The following is an 18,165-nucleotide window of genomic DNA, read 5'->3' as shown; positions in this document are numbered from 1 at the left end:
GGGGAAGTGTTTTTTTATACTGCGCGAGCGCAGTTTCGTCCGGCTGCTTTGGCGCGGTATAAGCCGCTATCCGAACGAGCAAATATGTTGTCGGCAGTATCATGGCTCGATGCCAGCGTAAAGCCAATGCTCGTGGTCACCGTATATTTAGCCAACATGCTCGACTTTCTTACGGCTTCCATAATTCTTTCTGCAATTACCTTGTTGGTGGTAAACGCAGGATCGTCAATTAAAATGGCGAACTCATCACCACCGAATCTAAATACCGAATCAGTTGCGCGCGTTGAGGTTTGCAAAATACGTGAAAACTCAACCAGCACTTCGTCACCGGCTTTATGACCATGAACATCATTCACCTGCTTAAAGTTGTCTAAATCTAAAAGCATTAGGCTAAAATTACGATGTTGACGACGGCAACGCTCGAGTTTCTCTTCTAAATTGTCAGTAAATTGACTGCGATTATAAAGTCCTGTTAGAGAGTCCTTAGTTGCTAATTGCAATACACGGTTGTACATCAAGGCATTACGCATTGGGTAAATTAAACAGGCGTGTAATTTTGACAATTTTGCCTTGATCGCTTCACTAAATGGAAACTCACTGAAATACACCAGCTGTCCTAAGTGCTCTTTTTCTAGCTCAAGATCAAACGTACTAGCCAGAAATTGGCTATCGCTGTCCTTCATCTGAAAGACACCAAGGCTACAATGGAACTGGAGCCCCGAAATTTTTGAAATTCTTGCCACATGCTCCGCGTAAATAGTCAACAGCTCTTCAATGTTGAGTGTTGTCTGAAGTTTGTCGACTAATCGCGCGTAGTGTTCACCGCCTTGCGTACTATACTGTTCAGAATTGAACGGCAAGTAATCGCCTCTGGTCGGCAATCTCTGTGTCAAAATATGGACATTTTCCATATTTCTTCCCCTTAAATACAACAATACATGATTAATATGCGAACTTTGTGCCAAAAATTTAAACTGGCTTAAAAACAAACGCTTGCTATATTTAAGAGAAAGAAAAAGAAATCCACCTTTATTCCCCGTCAATTTTTTCGCTCAGGAGGCAGATTGCAAAGTATCTTCGCGCAGGTTTTTGCCTTGCTGTTATGTGCAGTGATTTTAGTCTGGTCCTTTAAGCGGATTGGCTTGCCGCCTATTCTGGCTTATTTGCTCACTGGAGTCATTGCAGGCAGTCACGGCATTGGATGGATGAGTGACAGCCAAGAAATCCACTTTATGGCCGAGCTTGGGATCGTGTTTTTACTGTTCAGTTTAGGGCTTGAATTTTCCGTGCCAAAATTAATGGCAATGCGAAACGTAGTATTCGGTTTAGGGAGTTTGCAGGTCATCGTTACCACGATCATTGGTATGTTTGTGTTGCGTTTTATGCAGTATGAGTGGGTGGGTGCATTTGTGATTGCAAGCCTCATTGCACTTTCTTCTACGGCGGTTGTGGTTAAGCTGTTAAAAGAGCTGGGGATGCTCAACACACGTCATGGTCAGCTCGGTATTGGTATGTTGTTATTCCAAGATATTGCCGTTGTGCCGCTGCTCATCGCGTTTCCGCTTATTTCCTCTGCGAGTAATTCAGAGCTGGCGTCAGCGCTACTTTTTGCATTTGCTAAGGGTGCGGTTGTGTGTCTGGTTTTATGGGCAGTAGGTAAGTGGTTACTACCTAAAATATTTAACGAAATCGCATTAGTAAGAACAGATGAGCTCTTTGTTTTATCTACTTTAGTTGTTGCCCTGTGCGCGGGTTCGCTCACTTATGCATTCGGACTTTCAATGGCGCTCGGCGCATTTTTAGCGGGCATGATGTTAGGGGAAAGCCAATATCGGCATCAGCTTGAGGCAGAAATTAGACCGTTTCGAGATATTCTAATGGGACTCTTTTTTGTCACAGTGGGTATGCAACTAGATATTCCTTATGTGCTCGACCAGTTTATTTATATTGTTGCAGCACTTGGCGCTGTGCTTGTGATCAAAGTGTTGATCATCGTTGGCGTTGCGCAGTTAATGGGAGAGCGTAAAAAAGACGCTTGGGGCGCTGGTATTTTGATCTGGCAAATGGGGGAATTTGGCTTTGTATTGGTTGCTCTTGCCAGTAAACATCAATTATTAGACAAGAATGAAGTGTCCTTCTTGATCACGCTTGGCGTGTTGTCTATGGCGTTAACGCCTTATCTTATTAGTAAAACCGCGCATATTCTCAATATCTTGGGAATAGAAAAAGACTGGCAACCCGAAGCGCCAAGTGGTTATAACGCGGCTGATTTAAAAAATCATGTTGTGATTTTTGGCTACGCGCGTGTTGGTCAAACTATCGCACGATTTTTACGTCCAGAGGCTATTCCATATATTGCGGTAGAGCGCAACCCGCAAATTGTACAAGACGCACAAATTGCGGGTGAGCCCGTGTTATTTGGTCATGCGGCACAAAAAACGCTGTTAAAGTCAGCAAATATTGATAAAGCGCGCTTGGTTATCATTACCTTTGATGACTTTGAACAGACGCAGGTGGTTGTTGACGCCATTCGTCGGCGTACCCACGAAGTGAAGATCTTGGTACGCATGAAAGATGACAGCTACATGGAGCAATTAAAAGCCATGGGCGTCGCAGAAGTTGTGCCAGAAACTTTAGAAGCAAGTTTGATGCTGGTTTCTCATGTGTTGTACATGTCTGGCGTGCCAATGCGCAGGATTTTTCGTCGCGTCAGTAAAGAGCGAGAAAATCGTTATCCGTATTTACATGGTTTTTTTGCTGGAGACAGCAGTGATCTGCATGAAGTCACGGGCGAGCGGTTAGAATATCTGCATGCCATTGCTTTGCCTGACCATGCATTTGCCGTTAACAAGTCAATTGCTGAGCTTGAGCTCAACGTTAAGCGCGTTGATATTACTGCGTTAAGGCGTGACGGCGAAGAAATTGCTCAACCAGATGAGCAAACCATTTTACGCGTTAATGATGTTTTGCTGTTAAAGGGGAAACCCCGCCGCGTTGAACGTGCGGAGCAGTTTTTACTCGATGGCCTACCGTAATAACGTTTCTTAAATTTATGCTTTTTTAACAGATCGCCGCGTAAAGCGTCTCCTACAACACAAAGTAGGAGCAGGTTCACCCTGCGATCTTGAGTGCAGTTTTTGTTGTCACAGTTCGCCGCGTAAAGCGTCTCCTACGACATGGAGTAGGAGCAGGTTCATTCTGCGATTTTGAGTGTTATTTTTGTTGTCACAGTTCGCCGCGTAAAGCGTCTCCTGCAACTCGGAGTAGGAGCAGGTTTATCCTGCGATCCTGAGTGTTGCCTTTGTTGTCACAGTTCGCCGCGTAAAGCGTCTCCTACAACACGGAGTAGGAGCAGGTTTACCCTGCGATCCTGAGTGTTATTTTTGTTGTCACAGTTCGCCGCGTAAAGCCTCTCCTACAACACGGAGTAGGAGCAGGTTTACCCAGCGATCCTGAGTGTTGCCTTTGTTGTCACATATCGCCGCATAATGCGTCTCCTACAACACGGAGTAGGCCTGCGTTCTTGCTCTATCTATGTGCCTTGATCATCAGGTGTATTAAATGACACGATATGCTTTTGCATCAAATGCATTTGAGTAAACAAAAAGGTTTCACCGTTAAAATCTGCCAAGTAACGGCTATTACTGGGTACCTCTGCAAGGCGTTGATATATCCCTGTACTGAGATGATAAGACCATAGCTGGTTGTCGTTGTTTACGCCGTACAATATACCATCTTTATAAACGGCAAATGGCTGCGCTAACTGAGCGCGTAACGCATGGATCTCAGTCGGTGTAGGAGCTGTGTTTGTGTTAACAAGCCAAAAACGCTGACCCATATCTTGATAAAGAAAATGCCCACTATCTACTTGTGCGGCCCAAACTACATTTTCAGAAACAATGAGTGAAGCTTCTTGGGTATCTTTGTTTATAATGTAAAGCCCCGCGTTTCCATTCTCTCTTGCTGTGACCAACAACGTTTTCGGCGTTAGCCACTGCAGGACAGAATCAATGGCAAGCGAATTAGCAATGAGGGTTTTCTCACCATTTAAAGACCAAATAGTGAGTCCTTGTTGTGTTGTGCCCGCTATCTCATTACCCGCAGGAGACCACACAATTCGTTTGCTGATATTGTCTTGCTGTGAATCGGTAAGCTGTGCAACACCTTGGTCATTGTAAAGCCATAATTGCCTTGAACCAGTACGTGTAGACGTAAAAGCAATATGATCACCATAAGGTTGAAACTGAGGGTTGTCTTCCTTCATTGTTGTTCTGGCTATCTTTGCTGCCGCAGTGGTTTGGTGATTTCGTATTTGAGCAAGACTTAATGTAAAAATATCGGTATCGGCATTTATCTGTGTCGCTAAAATCTGTTTTCCATCAGCTGAAAAAGAAGCCTCCCTTAGATTCTTTCTACCCCCAGTATCAAGTGCAACCATTCTCCCGTTGGTTTCCAGTTTATAAAGTCCATTAGTCGTCGATGCGAGCAAATACTCGCCGCTTGGATGATAACTGACTTCAATTGGCTGTAATGGTGACAATTCGTGCGGTAGTAATATCTTTGCCGTGATCGTTGGTGTCTTATCGGGATTGTAAATATTCAGGTGGTGAGTGTTGTGCTCATCAATGCTTACCATTGCGAAAACATTTTTATCTGCAATATAGTCAAGAGTGTAGTTTTCAAAGTTTGGCATATACTCGGTAGTGCGGCTTTTTTTTGTCTTTAAATCAAAAAGGTAGGGCACTGCTTGTTTGGGACGTAAATGAGATAAGTAACTGATCTCGCCATTTTTCATCCAATTTGGACGCCATATGGGCTTTTCTTGGCAAGCAATAACGGCATGTGGATTTTGTGGTGAGTTGATTGCAGTATCGAGATTTAGTGTGTTTAAAGACCAGCAAAAGGGAGACGTCTCTTGAGCCTTGCAATGACTCCGTTCGGTAAAAGTTAGTTGCTTTGCGTCGTGTGACCAACTTGGTTTTCCGTATACGCCCTGGCGAGCGGTTAAACGAGAGGTTTTGTGCGAGGCTAGATTTTTTACCCAAAGCTGACTATGGCAATTATCGCTAAAGCGCTGAAAAACAATCCATTGGCCATCAGGTGAGTAGCTGGCATTTGCATCCCATGCGTCACTTGTGGTCATTGGAGTAAAAGTAGGTTGAATAGGTACTCTGGGGTTGGCCTTTGGTTGAATTAAAACCGTAAAGAGATAAGCCGTGATAACTACGGCTAGTGCCGCTACCCCAAATTTTGCAGCGCGTGGGCGAGATTTTTGAGTCGCTTTATGCGCGCTCGGCTTATCGCTTGTCGACGTAACGGATGCCTCTAAACTATAGCCTTTTTTACTGTGCGTTTTTATAAACTCTAACTCACTATCAGCATATTTGAACACTTGGCGAATTTGGAAAATGCAGCGCTGCAATGTATTGGGAGAAACAACTCTGTCGTGCCAAACGGTGTTAAGTAGTTGCTCAAAACTCACCACCTCTCCTGGCTGTCTTGCCAATTCACAAAGCACCGCTATTGCTTTAGGGGGGAGCGCATATGTCTGTTGGTCGATAACAATATGATTGCGGTTTACATCCACAAGGTGATCTGCAATCAAAAACTGCTTTAATTCCATTTTAAAATTCTTTTTTCAGCGAATTATCAGCGAAAAATCAGCAAACTTTGCTGTTTTATCGCCCTGTTTTTTTCTAATGTAACACACTGATAAAAATAAACTAAAAAGGAAAGTCATGCGTTTTATTATTTTGCTATTGTTAATGCTACTTGCAGCATTGGGCAAGGTGTATGGGCAAACATTAGAACAACAAGCCATCACGATTGGGTCTAAAATAACTTTTGCATCTAAGATATTAAGTGAGAATAGGGAGGTCATGGTTTATACGCCAAATGATTATGACCCTAAGAAACAATATCAAGTGTTGTACTTACTTGATGCAGAATTCTTTTTTACCCAAACCGTGGGCATTGTGGAGTCTTTGGTTAGCACTGGAAAAATACCAGCTACCATCGTTGTTGGGTTGAAAACCACGGTGAGAACAAGAGACTACTTACCGCCAATTAACGGTGAGGCTCAAAGTGATAGACAGCGCTGGATTAAAGAGAAGTTCCCTCAATTCGGCAAGACAACCGAGTTTACAGCCTTCTTAACTCAAGAGTTATTTCCTTTCATTGAGTCGCAATATTCACTCAAACCTAATCGTACGTTAGTAGGGTATTCCAATGGTGGGATCTACGGACTACACACCTTTTTAAATAAGCCAGAGATATTTACTAATTATCTGCTTATTAGTCCGCCAGGTTGGTGGGGTGAGGAAGAGCTAGATCAGCAGTTTAAAGCACTTAGCAACTCAGCACATGATTTACGTCGCAATCTGTATATTAGCATCGCAGGGGAAGGTGGCGACTTTTACACCAACGGTATGCGAGTTGTGTCAAACCTGAAAGCACTTCGATCAAAAGAAGTAAATTGGCAATTTAGCCTCAAAGAATTGGAAACGCATCAAACTACGTTTTACCCAAGTCTCTATGAAGGATTAACGAAACTTTTTGACGATTTTTACTTTGAGCTTAATGAAGAAGCAGGAAAATATGCGCATATCTCTGATATTGAAGATTATTATCTTAAGCTCTCTAAGCGTTATGAGTTTGATGTGTTAGTGCCAGAGTCTATATACAGAGCACTTGCTGACGCGCAAATCAGCCATAAACGTCTAGACGCTGCACTTGCGACTTTAAATGCATTTGTCACGCGTTATCCCGACTCGTCTTATGCCCATGCAAGCCTAGGACATGGATATTTAGAGAATAAAGCGTATAACAAGGCGCTGAAAAGCTTTAATCACGCCTTGCAACTTGCGAAAGCACAGCAAGTCGACGATCCGTCAGTATATGATTATTTTGAAAGCATGATAGCTCAAGCAAAAAGTAAAATCGTGCAGTAAGCTATACAGATCGCCGCGTAAAGCGTCTCTTACAACACAAAGTAGGAGCAGGTTCACCCTGCGATCTTGTGCGCTGTTTTTGTTGTTACAGCTCGTCGCGTAAAGCGTCTCCTACAACACAAAGTAGGAGCTGGTTTACCCTGCGATCTTGCGTGATGTATTTGTTGTTACAGCTCGCCGCATAAAGCGTCTCCTACAACACAAAGTAGGAGCAGGTTTACCCTGCGAGGTTGTGCTCTGTTCTGTTTTTGTTGTTACAGATCGCCGCGTAAAGTGTCTCCTACAACACGGAGTAGGAGCAGGTTTACCCTGCGATCTTTTATGCTTTTACTACCTATCTATCGAGCTTGCTCAATAAATGCTGCTTAACGGTGGGCCATTCTGAGGCGATAATCGAATACACAACGGTGTCTCTTAGCTCGCCGTTTCTACCGATCTGGTGGCTGCGCAAGATACCATCGAGTTTGGCGCCAAGTCGCTCAATGGCACTGCGAGAGGCATGGTTGAAAAAGTGAGTTCTAAACTCCACGGCAATGGCGTCAAAATCTTCAAAAAGTTGCTGTAACAGCAAAAGCTTACACTCGGTGTTAACCGCTGTTCGACGCACTTTATCGCTGTACCAAGTATAGCCAAGCATGGCACGGCGATTGGTTATATCTGCATTGTAATAGCGGGTGGTTCCCACAATTTCGTTGCTGCTATTTAGCCTTACCACATACGCAAGGTTGCCTTCAGATGCTTGGCTTATCGCAGTGTTAACATAGCGTTCCATATCGTCTGGATTGGGCACATTGGCATACCAAAGCTTCCAAGCTTCACCATCTTTTACTGCTTGTTGCAGCGCATTAACATGGGTTGTTGATAATGGTTCAAGGGTGACATGGTGTCCTATCAGTGGTTTATTAGTTGGCCACATGCGTTACTACTTCCTTATTTTGAGTATTTTGATGGTATCTTGTTTTGCAAGAGATACAGCTAAGTGATTTGGGTCAGTTACAAAAGCCAAGGCCGATATATTGGCTAAGGGATTGGTCAAATCATCAAAAGTTGCGATATGTGTGAGCTTGCCTGTTGCGGTAACGCTAAACTCTGCAATACCAGAGCTACTCTCAGAGGCTGCGAACAACCTTTTGCCATCAGCAGCAAGTAACAAGGTGGAGACACCGTTAAGTGGCTTGCCAACTTGGTTTGCATCAATGGTCTGGAGCAAATGATATTGACCGTTTTGTTGACGCTCAAAGGCTAAAATACTGTTACTGCCCGCCGCTGCAACATAAAAAACAGTCAAATCTGAGCTTGCAACCAAGGCTTGTGGTTTACTGAGTGCGAGCAGGTTAGTGTCGTTTTTAACGATGCGCTGCTTAACAGTATAAGTACCTTTTGTCTGTTGCCACAGCGTAACGACATCGCCTTCATAACCTGCGACGATAAGCGCGTTAGTCTCTTTACTTACTAGCACATCCACAGGCCCACCCATATCAGTTTGCTCAGCGCTATCAATTGGGCCGAGCCACGTCACGCTGTTTGTAGGAGTGATCCTAAAAGCAGTGACCGTATTGCTTTTATAACTTGGGATAAATGCATAGCGCTTGTCGCCACTTAAACTAATTTTCCAAGGTGCAAACAAGCTAAGGGTGTCATGAGCTGAGGCATTTTTGGTTGGATCAAACACCACTTTGTAAGACACTTCGTCAGAAAAGGTTTGCACAAGGTTAAACTTACCCGTTTTATCTTTTGCAAACACATTTAATGCACCATCGTAAAAGCTAGTGTTAAGAATGAGATTGCTATTTACGAATACCGCATCGGATGCGCCAGTCAGTAAAAGTGGATGCGCGTCGCTCGATTGAAAGAGCTGATCTTGGACTAGCTGCTTATTTTCATTAAGCGTAAATGTAACCACTGCGTTATCGTCGCCACTTGCTGCAACGGCCTGCGTACTTTGGTGATTAAAACGCAGCTGCCTTGGATTATCTAAGCCGCTAAACCCAGCGGTGTTATTTTGGATGATTTGAACAACGTCGAACGTTTGGCTTTGTGCGCTAAATGAAATTGACCCAAGTGCGATAAGCAGAAGTGCGCTTATAGTAGGTTTATACATCTTTTTCACTACCTATTTTTATTTTTGTAAATCTTACTTGAGTTCCAAAAACTCTCTCATTTCGTCCAAGCGGTTCATGCCGTCTTCAAATCCAAGCTCAATGAGTTTTTGTGTATAAGTACGCTCAAACAGCAAGTAACTCGTTAAACTCGACGGAGAATGCTTTTTAACCCCCATGGTTCTGAGTAACAGCTTGATTGCCAACGGCATATCTTCGTAATAATGATCTGCGACTTCATTAAAATTAACCGTTGGCTTGATGAGCATATGATCTACTCGCCTAAGTTCTTTGTGCTTTTCTCTGGCCGGTAGCAAGCTTACCGTACGGTTGACGCGGTCGAGCCGTTCGATGTCTGAATTTAGGGTATCGCTAAACACACTGTCTAGCAGGTGACCGGCGACCACAGACATTCCCGGAAAATGCGGCTCATAACCGAGCGGCTGTGGCAGTTTAGGCTGCTCAACACCGATCACAAAGATTTTATCCGCACCTAAATGAATGGCAGGGCTAAGCGGGGAAAGCTGGTGGATAGAGCCATCACCATAGTAATGATGCTTAACGCGCACACTTGGAAACACCATAGGTATAGCCGAACTTGCCATGAGTAAGTCGAGCGAAATTGTGCCCGGAACGCCTTCGCGCTTTGAGCGCTGCCAAGGTTCAGCATTGTTCGCCTGATAAAACGCCACTGATTTACCAGTAGAATAGCTCGAAACCGTAATCGCGATTGCATCAAGATAATGGCGGTGTAGATTGTGATCGATGCGATTTAAATCAAGCACATTGGCCAGCAGCTTTCGAAGCGGCGAGTTATTTAACAAGCTGGCTGGTGGCTGATTAAGGTATTGCGCTTGAAAGCTGCGCATCATATTGGCAAATAAATGGCCGTATGCACCAGTAAACGAGCTTTTGTACACCATGTCGGTGCTAAAGTTCTTCCAAATATATTCCACTTTTTTCACCGCAAGGTGAAAACAAGATGCGTAACAGGCAATTCCCGCCGAGTTAATTGCGCCGGCAGAGGTACCAGTAATGATCTCAAAAGGGAGGGGAGAAGTACGAGGCATACTTTGCGCAAGCGCCTTTAATACCCCAACTTGATAAGCGGCTCTTGCACCACCTCCAGTCAGTAGTAAGGCAATTTTTTTATCACTCGTTCTGTGCTTTCTCAAAAGAGGCCATCCTGCTGTTAAATTTGCTTAATTTAAATTTGGTCTTTTTATGCGTTATTTATCTTTGTTGATGTTGTAATGCTTTAGGGGCAAAGAGTTGATAACTCCAGTAAATGCGTTATTTTTAGTAGTAAAGTGCCACTTTGCCCTCAAGCCGCTTATAGGTTGTATTATTTATTCTAGTTGAACCTAGCTAAAACCCAAGTTGTCTGAGTGCACATACCGCGCAACATATTAGGCTATTATTTTGAAATTTAAGCACTAAAGCGCTATGGTGGCACAAACAAATTTTAACAAACTAGCGGTTTAATTTAGTCGCTAATTGGCGCGATTTTGTATTTAATAAAGTGGCAATTTAGCTTAACTTCAATGTACTGAACTTAAGTTCGGTACTCAAGTATTTTTATTAAGATCAAATGTTTGAACAAGGTGTAGCCAGAGTTTGCACCACAACGCATTTTTTTAGGGTTTCAGCGCGCATTAAGTTATTAGTCAAGTATTTGGTGATAGTTTTACATTAACGCGTATCAACAATGACGAAGAGGGAGTCCCCATGTCAGAGAATCATCAAGAAGGTAATAAAAGACCTTCTAACAGCCAGTTGTTATTTGCCGCGGTAGTTGTACTAGCGTTGATTATTGTGGCTGTGTTTGTGCTAGCACAAAAAGACACTCCATCGACGGAAAACCAAAAGGTAAAGCAAGATATTGTTGTGCCTGAACAAACAGAAACGCCACTGGTCAATACCGCAAGAGAAACACCACCTGAACAAGTGGTTGAGCCTGAAGTAACCTTGCCACCGCAACGAGAGCAAATCGAGCCAGAGCAAGTAGAGCCGGTTGAACCTGAAGTAACACTACCACCGCTTTCACAAAGTGATACAGAAATTAAAGAAGCGGTATCGAACTATCTTTCTAATCAAGCGGTAAAATTGCTGGCAGACGATGATGTGATCCGCCGTACGGTGGTTTATGTAGATAACCTAGCAAAGGGTAAAGTGGCAGAAAATCACGCACCAGTGGTGAAGCCGCAAGATGGCTTTAGCGTAATTGATGACGACATTATTATTACCGATCCTAACAGCTACGAGCGTTACACACCCTATGTCGCCATGTTCGACACCATGAGCACCGCGCAAGTGGTTAGATTATACGACCAATACAAACCATTGTTTGAAGAAGCATACGAAGAAATAGGCTACGAAGGAGATGCATTCAACGGCACGTTAACTGATGCAATCGACGAGTTGTTGGCAACACCCATTCCAGACACCGCACTGCCTTTGGTAAAAGACTCAGTTACCTATAAATATGCTTATGCAGAATGGGAGCAACTTTCTCCGGCGCAAAAGCAGTTTTTAAGAATGGGCCCTGAAAACATGAAGAAAGTGAAAAAGCGTCTAGAAGAAATCAAAATTGCGTTGAACAAATAAGCACACAGCCTCATAAAATCCACAAAAGCTTGGCAAACTGTTTAAACATCACTCAGTTAGCCAAGCTTTTTGACTTTTCCCTTGCATCCCCCTGCAATCTTCGAGATAATTCTTCCCGCGCCAAACAAGGCCCTCAATGGTAGTCTTATTGGTCCTCTCGCAACAATAGTACGTGAATCTGGTCAGGTCGGGAACGAAGCAGCCACAGCGTATGACTTGTGTGCCGGGATGTGGCTGGTAAGACTGCCACCCAAACCTCCATATTTGCTGTTTGAAGTATAAGTCTTATTCATAGTTACCAAAACTATACTAATTCCTTTATAAATCCAACTAAATGCTAGATCTCAGTTAACTAGATCAAATGGTACTTTCTCTACTAATCTTCTAAAACTCATACGTACAAGTTGGTTTAGTTGCCGTGTTAGCCACGCCCGCAAAGACAAAGTGATTGTGCTTGGCTCCGCGCAAGATATATCACCATTTTTAGTTTTTAGACACAGAACCTAAATTTAGGCAGCTGATCCTAATTTGCGATGACGTAGAAGTATTTGCAGACTTAAAAGATGACTTAAAGAAAATCACGGCCATTAATCACAGATCAAACATGAGCGATACTATGTCGCTGCTAATGGGCTATCAGCTAACTTGATGGTTAATGCCAGCAAAGAGCCTTGCAAAAGCCATGGCAATACTTTAATTGTGTAGAACTTAGAACTTAGAACTTAGAGCTTGAGCAACAAAGTAGAATAACACCTCTCGACTTCTCCATGGCAACGATCGGGCGGTTGTCAAAAGAACAAGGCGGTCCATCAACGCAAACCATCCGTAATCGCACAGGAAAGCATTTTCAGCAATTAATTGAGGCTAGCAGGCGCGACGTGTAAAAAGCCACTCTCACTGCGCCAAAAGCCGTTATTGAACAGCAACGACCAACATATTCTCGATGCTATCGACGATCCAGTGATTAGAGCTGTTGTAGGCTCACTGATTGCCGAACGTAATAAATACCGTGATCAGCTCAATACATTAAAAGCCAACTCTGACTTATTTATAGACAGAACCAAAAGCGATAAAACCAACACCACACTTGAAAACAAACAACTGGTACCGCTGGAAGTTGAAACTATTAAAGCCGCAATTTCTGATGCGTTTTTCAATAAACAAGACTGGGAAGTTATGCCAACTGGACAAGTCAAAGATGCTGAGGTAAACGAGATCTATAAGCGTGGGTATGTGAATAGGCTTAAAAAGATACTCTGAATTTAGCTTTCATCCCAATTTATACATTTTAATTACGGCACCTAAAAAGATTGAAATAATTACAAGACAAGTAAGTAGCTGAATGCTCACTAGAAGCTTGGTTAAATAATCATTCGCTACTAGATCACCAAATGTGGTCGTTGTGGAGATCCCTATGCTGAAGAACGCAAAGTCGACAAAGCTAACCCTGCTTCTCACCAATTGAATATCATCCCTTAATGCATCAATTGCTTTTCTACGAGTTTCACTAATGATATTTTCGTAGTCATATCGTTTCTGAAAAAGCTTCTTTTTGGTATCAGATGCTTTTCTATATTCATCCCAAGTTTCATTGGACATAAAGCCTGCCAAATTTTGAAGGAGGTTCTCGGAGTTTAAGTATGCTTGATTCGCCGTCTTTGATTTTGCTTGTGCGAGTTCAACTCTTTTCTTTCCTAGTTCTTTTAAAATATCTAAATCAGCTTCTGTAGTTATTTCTTTCGGGAGCTTTTTCTCAAGAATATCCAACTGAACTTGGATAGCTTCTTCAGTATTTCTAAACGGTTTAAGCTTCTTCTCATCATAGAGTCTGAAGTTGTTATCAATTTCAGAGTTTCTTTTGTTATCTAGAGCAACTAGGCTGTCTTCCAAAATTTTCAGTTGATGTTCAATATCTAGGATTTGCAGTTCAGCTTCTCGTAACTTTGTATAGAAAATATCGTAATTTCTTTTATACGTATACAAATCAACTTGGAAGCTAGTTTGGTAATGTGGTCTATCTTCCCAAAGGAAGCTTTCAATATTCTGAAAGGGATGCACGTTTAGTTGGGGGTTGATGATGAATCTATCTGGCTTTTGCAACCACAGCAGCCAGTAAACGACCGCAAATAGAAGTACACATATCAGATAGTAGCTAAACCAACGTATAGGACTTTTCAATTAAACACCTTTAAATACTAATTATAGTGTGGGTTTGATATTTTTAACTTTTGTATGATTTAATGCTTTTTTTGAATTTTTCTCATCCCAGCTTTCTATAATGAACACGGCTGCGGTATGTGCTGCATGTACTGCTAGTCGAGCATGACGAGGTTTTATATTGTAGCGAGTTCTTCCCTCAGCATGCGCGGCACTTGCATGAGTTCGTAAGGCTCCGATACCACTAACTGTCGAAAATAACCCACTCAGGATTCGAATTAGGTCCTCGTCCTGAATCTGCCTAATATCAAAGCCAAGTTCATCTTTTATGACTTTCCAAACTCCCTGTAGGTCTTTTTTAGCAGGCATAGCTAAGCCCGCATCTTCGATAAAAGTCTTACAGACTGCTTCAAGTATGTTGCAAGCTGCCAATATTGCTTCTCTTGGGTCACGAACTAAATTTTCTATAGCCCTGTCGAATTCAGCATTGATAGCTGGTAAGTCTCGGTTTCTGATGATGGTAGATAAAGACTTTATCGGAGCACTAGCCCCATCTAAAATAAGACCACCTTGATGATATTCAAGTCCATATTTAGACAAACATTTCCTAATATTTTGAACATACTTGTAAGCTTTATTTTCAACTTTTTGAAGCATTACCTCGGTGTATTCTGATTGATAATCAGGGTTTTCCATATAATTTTCTATGAGCTTACCCAGAATATCTAAAGGTTCATTGGACTGGTTATTGACTCTTCTTAACCACTCAAGGGCTTTGACCGACTTACTACCTTCAGGCGGTTCTCCAGGAGCGTTGGAGTACATGAATAGAGAATCCATAGATGCGTGAGTTTCTAAGTTTGACAGAGCATCTACTGATACAGCGATAAGCGGGGCAGGTATCTGTTTGTTCATTTGGTATAACGCCTTGAGTTTGTAATGTAATTAAGGCTGCCAGAAGTTAATCTATTTTGACAGATGAAGTGCAATGAGAGCATTCAGTTAGTTTCTTGGAGTATGGCACATCTTCACTTGAACGGCTCCAAACATGAAAACAAAATGGACACCTAAACCACCTTGTTTCGTATTGTTTTGGCGCGGGGTTTAGGTCAATAAAATCCCTAAAAGCCCGTGTCGGTTTTCTTTTATAGCGTGGGTTTTGCTGAAATCCATAAACTGGGTCATATAACGGCTCGGTCTCTTCTGCCAATTGCTGTTGTTCCTCCCACTTACTCGTTTTTGTCCTAGAATAAGATTGTAGAGTGAATGTAAACATTGTAAAAGTAATTATTTAGAGCAAATGGTAGAGGTATAAGATGGATGGAAACAAGACGATTTAAAGATAGATAATAGCCCAATAGCTCGTTGATTACGGTTGTTATGCAATCAAAAACACTTCTCAATAGTAGCTTTGGAGCTACAACAGGTGAATAGGAATTTATGGGACCAACATGAAAAAATCACTCGCAATTGTTGTTTTTATAACCGCAGTAGTTGGCATTGCTGTTTTCGTTATTGGAGATATACAAAAGAAAACATTAAAGGAAGCAATTGCCTCTGCTGTAAATGTCGAACCAAGCAAATTATTGTTAAATCTCCCTCCAAAACATGCTCGCTTTCCGGGCTCAATACTATCCCCAAGCAATTCATCATTTATGGTTTACAGCTCGGGTGATGCTGATGATGAATCTATTTTGAGAGGTGAACAATTTACTATAGAAGCAGTTGTTAACGATATGTCCAATGTTCAGGCTGGTGGAAAAAGCAGCTTGTTTAATAATGCGTTTTCTAATGATGGACAATTGGAAGTAACTCTTAATATTAAAGATGCATTTATTGCAGAATTACCAATTGGTGCATTGAAGGAGAAAATTGCAAAAAATGTTTTAGTGCAGGCGGCTATGGAAAATAATATAGAGCCAATTATTGTAAGTCGCGCGTATGTTGGTGTCGTTGAGTACGTGGTTCGCGCGCTAAATGAGTCTGGTGTCAAAACGCTAGTTGATATGTCTAAAACTGGATATAAAGTTGAGAAAGCAAGACTTGGCTCATTTAACTTTTCAGATAATATTGAAGATAGAAAAGAAATATCATTTTCTATTAATTCGCCTATCGTATTTGCCTATGAAGTGATGGAAGCAAGTTATGTTGCTACTGATTTATCTGACAAAGGTGCGTTAGTACTAAATGAGTTGAGCTCTAGAAGAGTGGCAGAGATCGGTAATGAAAACCCTGTTCAAGAACGAAAAACGAACAATTCATTTGGAGTGGTTACAATTGCCAATGCACATTACGCTAACTTTCGGTCGTTAGATATACCGCAATCTACAGAAGCTTCTCTTTTGATGCGGCAATTCTTTGAATCTTATGACCCAGTTTTTGTAAAGCAACTGAATAGCACCAAACAAATGCCGATCAGTGATGATAAGTTATTGGATTGGACGGTGGATCTGACACTAGAGCTTCTTGAGAATCCTGTAGAGCACCTAGTGGTATATTACACAGGGCATGCCCTTTCTTTACCTAATGGAGAAATCGTACTACTTCAAGGTAATGTAAATAAAGACTACGCGGAACGAGCTGCACAGAGCTATAGCCCTTCACTTAGTGAGTCGGGAGATGGCCTTATTCTTGTAGAGCAGCTATACAATGCGCTGTCAATGGCAAACGTACCTTTCACACTAATGATCGATGCATGTTACCCAAATGATGAGATGGCTGATGCCCTTACTAGGGTTAGCATGCTATTAGGGGATAAGGAAGGAACTGAACTTTACTATATTGGTGATAGTGCGCTGATCACAAATGAGCTGTCAGATATTGGGAAGGTCATGCGGCAAATTGGGAGCAGATTTGAGTACCGCCAACAAAACAATGCTGTGATATTTTCATCGAAACCTGGTGCCAAGTCCGTATTTAAGTCTAACCCAGTTAACCCATATGGCTTTGAGTTGCCACCACTAGCTGCACGAATATTAAAATTTAGTGACGTAGTTGATTCTAATAATAGAAAAGAAAAACTATCTAAAATTGTAAGAATGAATATAGATTCATTGAATGGTGTCGGAGAAATTAGTCTAAGTGGTTCAGTTACATGGAGTAATCTTGAAACCATGATGAATTCATTGTAACAAGTAAAGCATTGTCGTGGATCATTTAGCTAATATCCAATGTAAATTTAGAACTCAATGGCCCAGAGTATATAGCATTCAATGGGACTAACTGGTCGTTGTTTCGGGCAATTTTCAGTCAGCCTATTTATGTATTTCGCGTTGTGGCGTTGTTGTACAAATTTGTTATCCGCTTATCACTGGGTAAAAAAATGGCAAAACCCATCAGTATTTTTTGTAATGCGCTGTAATGGCCTCACTCATTTTTCGTTTCTATACTTTGTACGGAGCTTGAGGGAAGGCCTTCAAGCACAAGTTCGAAAGAAGGAGTTTGTTTATGTCCAGTCCAGCGAATGTCACAATTAAGAATAGAACAAACCAATCAATTACTACGAAAGTCACTCGAGACTCTTGGGTTGAGGGTGATGGCAGTTCAATTGATGGTAAAGTAATCCCTCGAGGTGAACATGGCGTCTTTAAGGTGGTCGCTAAAACAGGCCACCATGGTGAGTTAGATATTGATTTTATTGGCGGAGACAGCGGTAACGTACTCGGTACTTTGGAAATCTTGAGTATTAAAGATCCTCAGGAAGGTGTAAAGAGCCTTGCAGTAAATGCTAACCAAAGCGAAATAGATGTGTCAGCAATGGGATATAGAAGTTCGCCTAATGATGACGAATTACGAAGAATTAATTTCTTAATTGTCTAGTCGTTAATATTGAAAAGAGTAAGGCAGTTTTTTGTCACCAAAATCTGGTTTGTGTAGTGAAAATATCATTGCTGACCTATACCTTAACTTCCTCATTAAAGTGGCATAGAGTTAACTTTCTCTATGCCAGCATGTCTTATACAGTATTTTAGTCTTTTAAAAGCGGTTACAAGTGTTGTTTTCTTTTCTCCTTGAGAAAATCAACGCAAATGTTAATGTTTTCTACATTAGACATTTACCACTATCAAGGACTGAAGCAGTGAAGATTAATTCACCACTAGTTAATTCGCAGGTCAATTTAGCCAGTAACTTAACCGCTAAAAAGGAGGCTGAGGCGCATAGCATCGAATCTCAAGCACCAAAGAAGGAGATGAACGCTGCGGCATTGTCAGCCGAAAATACGCCAGTATTAACTGAAGAAGAAATCCAAAAGCTAATGTCCACTTCCCCTTTAATGGCACACCTCTAAACTGGAGTTTTCCAACTTAGTGCGGTAAATCGCCGGAGGCAAGTTACCAAGGCTCTCATGTGTT

The 18,165-nt window shown here is 42.0% G+C and carries 14 protein-coding genes and 1 other RNA gene; 8 read left to right on the top strand and 7 right to left on the bottom strand.

Annotated features, from left to right (window positions below; all coding sequences use genetic code 11):
- Positions 1–14: 14 nt before the first annotated feature.
- Positions 15–911 carry a GGDEF domain-containing protein gene (locus MHN32_RS02550; protein WP_010606785.1) on the bottom strand — a complete coding sequence of 299 codons (897 nt, stop codon included), beginning with the start codon at positions 909–911 and terminating at the stop codon, positions 15–17.
- A gap of 153 nt (positions 912–1,064) precedes the next feature.
- On the opposite strand from MHN32_RS02550, the gene MHN32_RS02545 reads away from it, so the two are divergent.
- Positions 1,065–3,035 (top strand): monovalent cation:proton antiporter-2 (CPA2) family protein, encoded by a 1,971-nt coding sequence (locus MHN32_RS02545; RefSeq protein WP_235366689.1) that lies wholly within the window; start codon positions 1,065–1,067, stop codon positions 3,033–3,035.
- A 497-nt stretch (positions 3,036–3,532) separates the two neighbouring features.
- On the opposite strand, the gene MHN32_RS02540 is transcribed toward MHN32_RS02545, so the two are convergent.
- Positions 3,533–5,623, bottom strand: coding sequence for a winged helix-turn-helix domain-containing protein (locus MHN32_RS02540; RefSeq protein WP_239420827.1), 2,091 nt, complete (start codon positions 5,621–5,623; stop codon positions 3,533–3,535).
- A 115-nt stretch (positions 5,624–5,738) separates the two neighbouring features.
- Between MHN32_RS02540 and MHN32_RS02535 the strand changes: the two genes are divergently transcribed.
- Positions 5,739–6,950, top strand: coding sequence for an alpha/beta hydrolase-fold protein (locus MHN32_RS02535; RefSeq protein ID WP_239420826.1), 1,212 nt, complete (start codon positions 5,739–5,741; stop codon positions 6,948–6,950).
- Positions 6,951–7,284: 334 nt separating this feature from the next.
- Here MHN32_RS02535 and MHN32_RS02530 read toward each other — a convergent pair whose 3' ends face one another.
- From MHN32_RS02530 to MHN32_RS02520, 3 genes are read right to left on the bottom strand one after another with little or no spacing between them, the layout of a single operon-like run.
- A complete protein-coding gene (locus MHN32_RS02530; protein WP_239420825.1) occupies positions 7,285–7,866 on the bottom strand; it encodes a GNAT family protein in 582 nt (193 codons plus the stop codon).
- Between the two features lie 6 nt (positions 7,867–7,872).
- Positions 7,873–9,051 (bottom strand): beta-propeller fold lactonase family protein, encoded by a 1,179-nt coding sequence (locus tag MHN32_RS02525; protein WP_239420824.1) that lies wholly within the window; start codon positions 9,049–9,051, stop codon positions 7,873–7,875.
- Between the two features lie 33 nt (positions 9,052–9,084).
- Positions 9,085–10,224: a patatin-like phospholipase family protein gene (locus MHN32_RS02520; RefSeq protein WP_045964207.1), complete on the bottom strand. Its 1,140-nt coding sequence runs from the start codon at positions 10,222–10,224 to the stop codon at positions 9,085–9,087.
- A 553-nt stretch (positions 10,225–10,777) separates the two neighbouring features.
- On the opposite strand from MHN32_RS02520, the gene MHN32_RS02515 reads away from it, so the two are divergent.
- The 3 genes from MHN32_RS02515 to gmtX all read left to right on the top strand — a co-directional run bounded on the left by MHN32_RS02515 (position 10,778) and on the right by gmtX (position 12,916).
- The gene (locus MHN32_RS02515) at positions 10,778–11,656 is read left to right on the top strand and encodes a DUF3014 domain-containing protein (RefSeq protein WP_010371393.1); all 879 of its coding nucleotides are present in this window, start codon (positions 10,778–10,780) and stop codon (positions 11,654–11,656) included.
- A 146-nt stretch (positions 11,657–11,802) separates the two neighbouring features.
- Positions 11,803–11,899: signal recognition particle sRNA small type (ffs, locus tag MHN32_RS02510), an RNA gene on the top strand.
- A gap of 615 nt (positions 11,900–12,514) precedes the next feature.
- Positions 12,515–12,916 carry a gamma-mobile-trio protein GmtX gene (gmtX, locus tag MHN32_RS02505; protein WP_239420823.1) on the top strand — a complete coding sequence of 134 codons (402 nt, stop codon included), beginning with the start codon at positions 12,515–12,517 and terminating at the stop codon, positions 12,914–12,916.
- Positions 12,917–12,925: 9 nt separating this feature from the next.
- On the opposite strand, the gene MHN32_RS02500 is transcribed toward gmtX, so the two are convergent.
- The gene (locus tag MHN32_RS02500) at positions 12,926–13,834 is read right to left on the bottom strand and encodes an ion channel (RefSeq protein WP_174170048.1); all 909 of its coding nucleotides are present in this window, start codon (positions 13,832–13,834) and stop codon (positions 12,926–12,928) included.
- 21 nt (positions 13,835–13,855) lie between these two features.
- Positions 13,856–14,728: an abortive infection family protein gene (locus tag MHN32_RS02495; protein WP_174170049.1), complete on the bottom strand. Its 873-nt coding sequence runs from the start codon at positions 14,726–14,728 to the stop codon at positions 13,856–13,858.
- 536 nt (positions 14,729–15,264) lie between these two features.
- Between MHN32_RS02495 and MHN32_RS02490 the strand changes: the two genes are divergently transcribed.
- The 3 genes from MHN32_RS02490 to MHN32_RS02480 all read left to right on the top strand — a co-directional run bounded on the left by MHN32_RS02490 (position 15,265) and on the right by MHN32_RS02480 (position 18,101).
- On the top strand, positions 15,265–16,944 hold the full coding sequence (locus MHN32_RS02490; RefSeq protein ID WP_174170050.1) for a hypothetical protein: 1,680 nt from the start codon (positions 15,265–15,267) through the stop codon (positions 16,942–16,944).
- Positions 16,945–17,260: 316 nt separating this feature from the next.
- Complete coding sequence (locus MHN32_RS02485) at positions 17,261–17,632, top strand: hypothetical protein (RefSeq protein ID WP_039497169.1); 372 nt, start codon at positions 17,261–17,263, stop codon at positions 17,630–17,632.
- Positions 17,633–17,891: 259 nt separating this feature from the next.
- On the top strand, positions 17,892–18,101 hold the full coding sequence (locus MHN32_RS02480) for a hypothetical protein (RefSeq protein ID WP_239420822.1): 210 nt from the start codon (positions 17,892–17,894) through the stop codon (positions 18,099–18,101).
- The last annotated feature ends 64 nt before the right edge of the window (positions 18,102–18,165 follow it).

Origin of the sequence: Pseudoalteromonas sp. Of11M-6 (assembly GCF_022347905.1) — a bacterium.
Classification (GTDB): Bacteria; Pseudomonadota; Gammaproteobacteria; order Enterobacterales; family Alteromonadaceae; genus Pseudoalteromonas.
This window is presented reverse-complemented; position numbering and strand designations above follow the sequence as displayed.

Excerpts from the sequence above, each read along its gene's own strand:
- MHN32_RS02550 (WP_010606785.1), bottom strand. The coding sequence starts at position 911 with ATGGAAAATGTCCATATTTTGACACAGAGATTGCCGACCAGAGGCGAT.
- MHN32_RS02540 (WP_239420827.1), bottom strand. The coding sequence starts at position 5,623 with ATGGAATTAAAGCAGTTTTTGATTGCAGATCACCTTGTGGATGTAAAC.
- MHN32_RS02535 (WP_239420826.1), top strand. The coding sequence starts at position 5,739 with ATGCGTTTTATTATTTTGCTATTGTTAATGCTACTTGCAGCATTGGGC.
- MHN32_RS02530 (WP_239420825.1), bottom strand. The coding sequence starts at position 7,866 with ATGTGGCCAACTAATAAACCACTGATAGGACACCATGTCACCCTTGAA.
- MHN32_RS02525 (WP_239420824.1), bottom strand. The coding sequence starts at position 9,051 with ATGTATAAACCTACTATAAGCGCACTTCTGCTTATCGCACTTGGGTCA.
- MHN32_RS02515 (WP_010371393.1), top strand. The coding sequence starts at position 10,778 with ATGTCAGAGAATCATCAAGAAGGTAATAAAAGACCTTCTAACAGCCAG.
- MHN32_RS02495 (WP_174170049.1), bottom strand. The coding sequence starts at position 14,728 with ATGAACAAACAGATACCTGCCCCGCTTATCGCTGTATCAGTAGATGCT.
- MHN32_RS02490 (WP_174170050.1), top strand. The coding sequence starts at position 15,265 with ATGAAAAAATCACTCGCAATTGTTGTTTTTATAACCGCAGTAGTTGGC.
- MHN32_RS02485 (WP_039497169.1), top strand. The coding sequence starts at position 17,261 with ATGTCCAGTCCAGCGAATGTCACAATTAAGAATAGAACAAACCAATCA.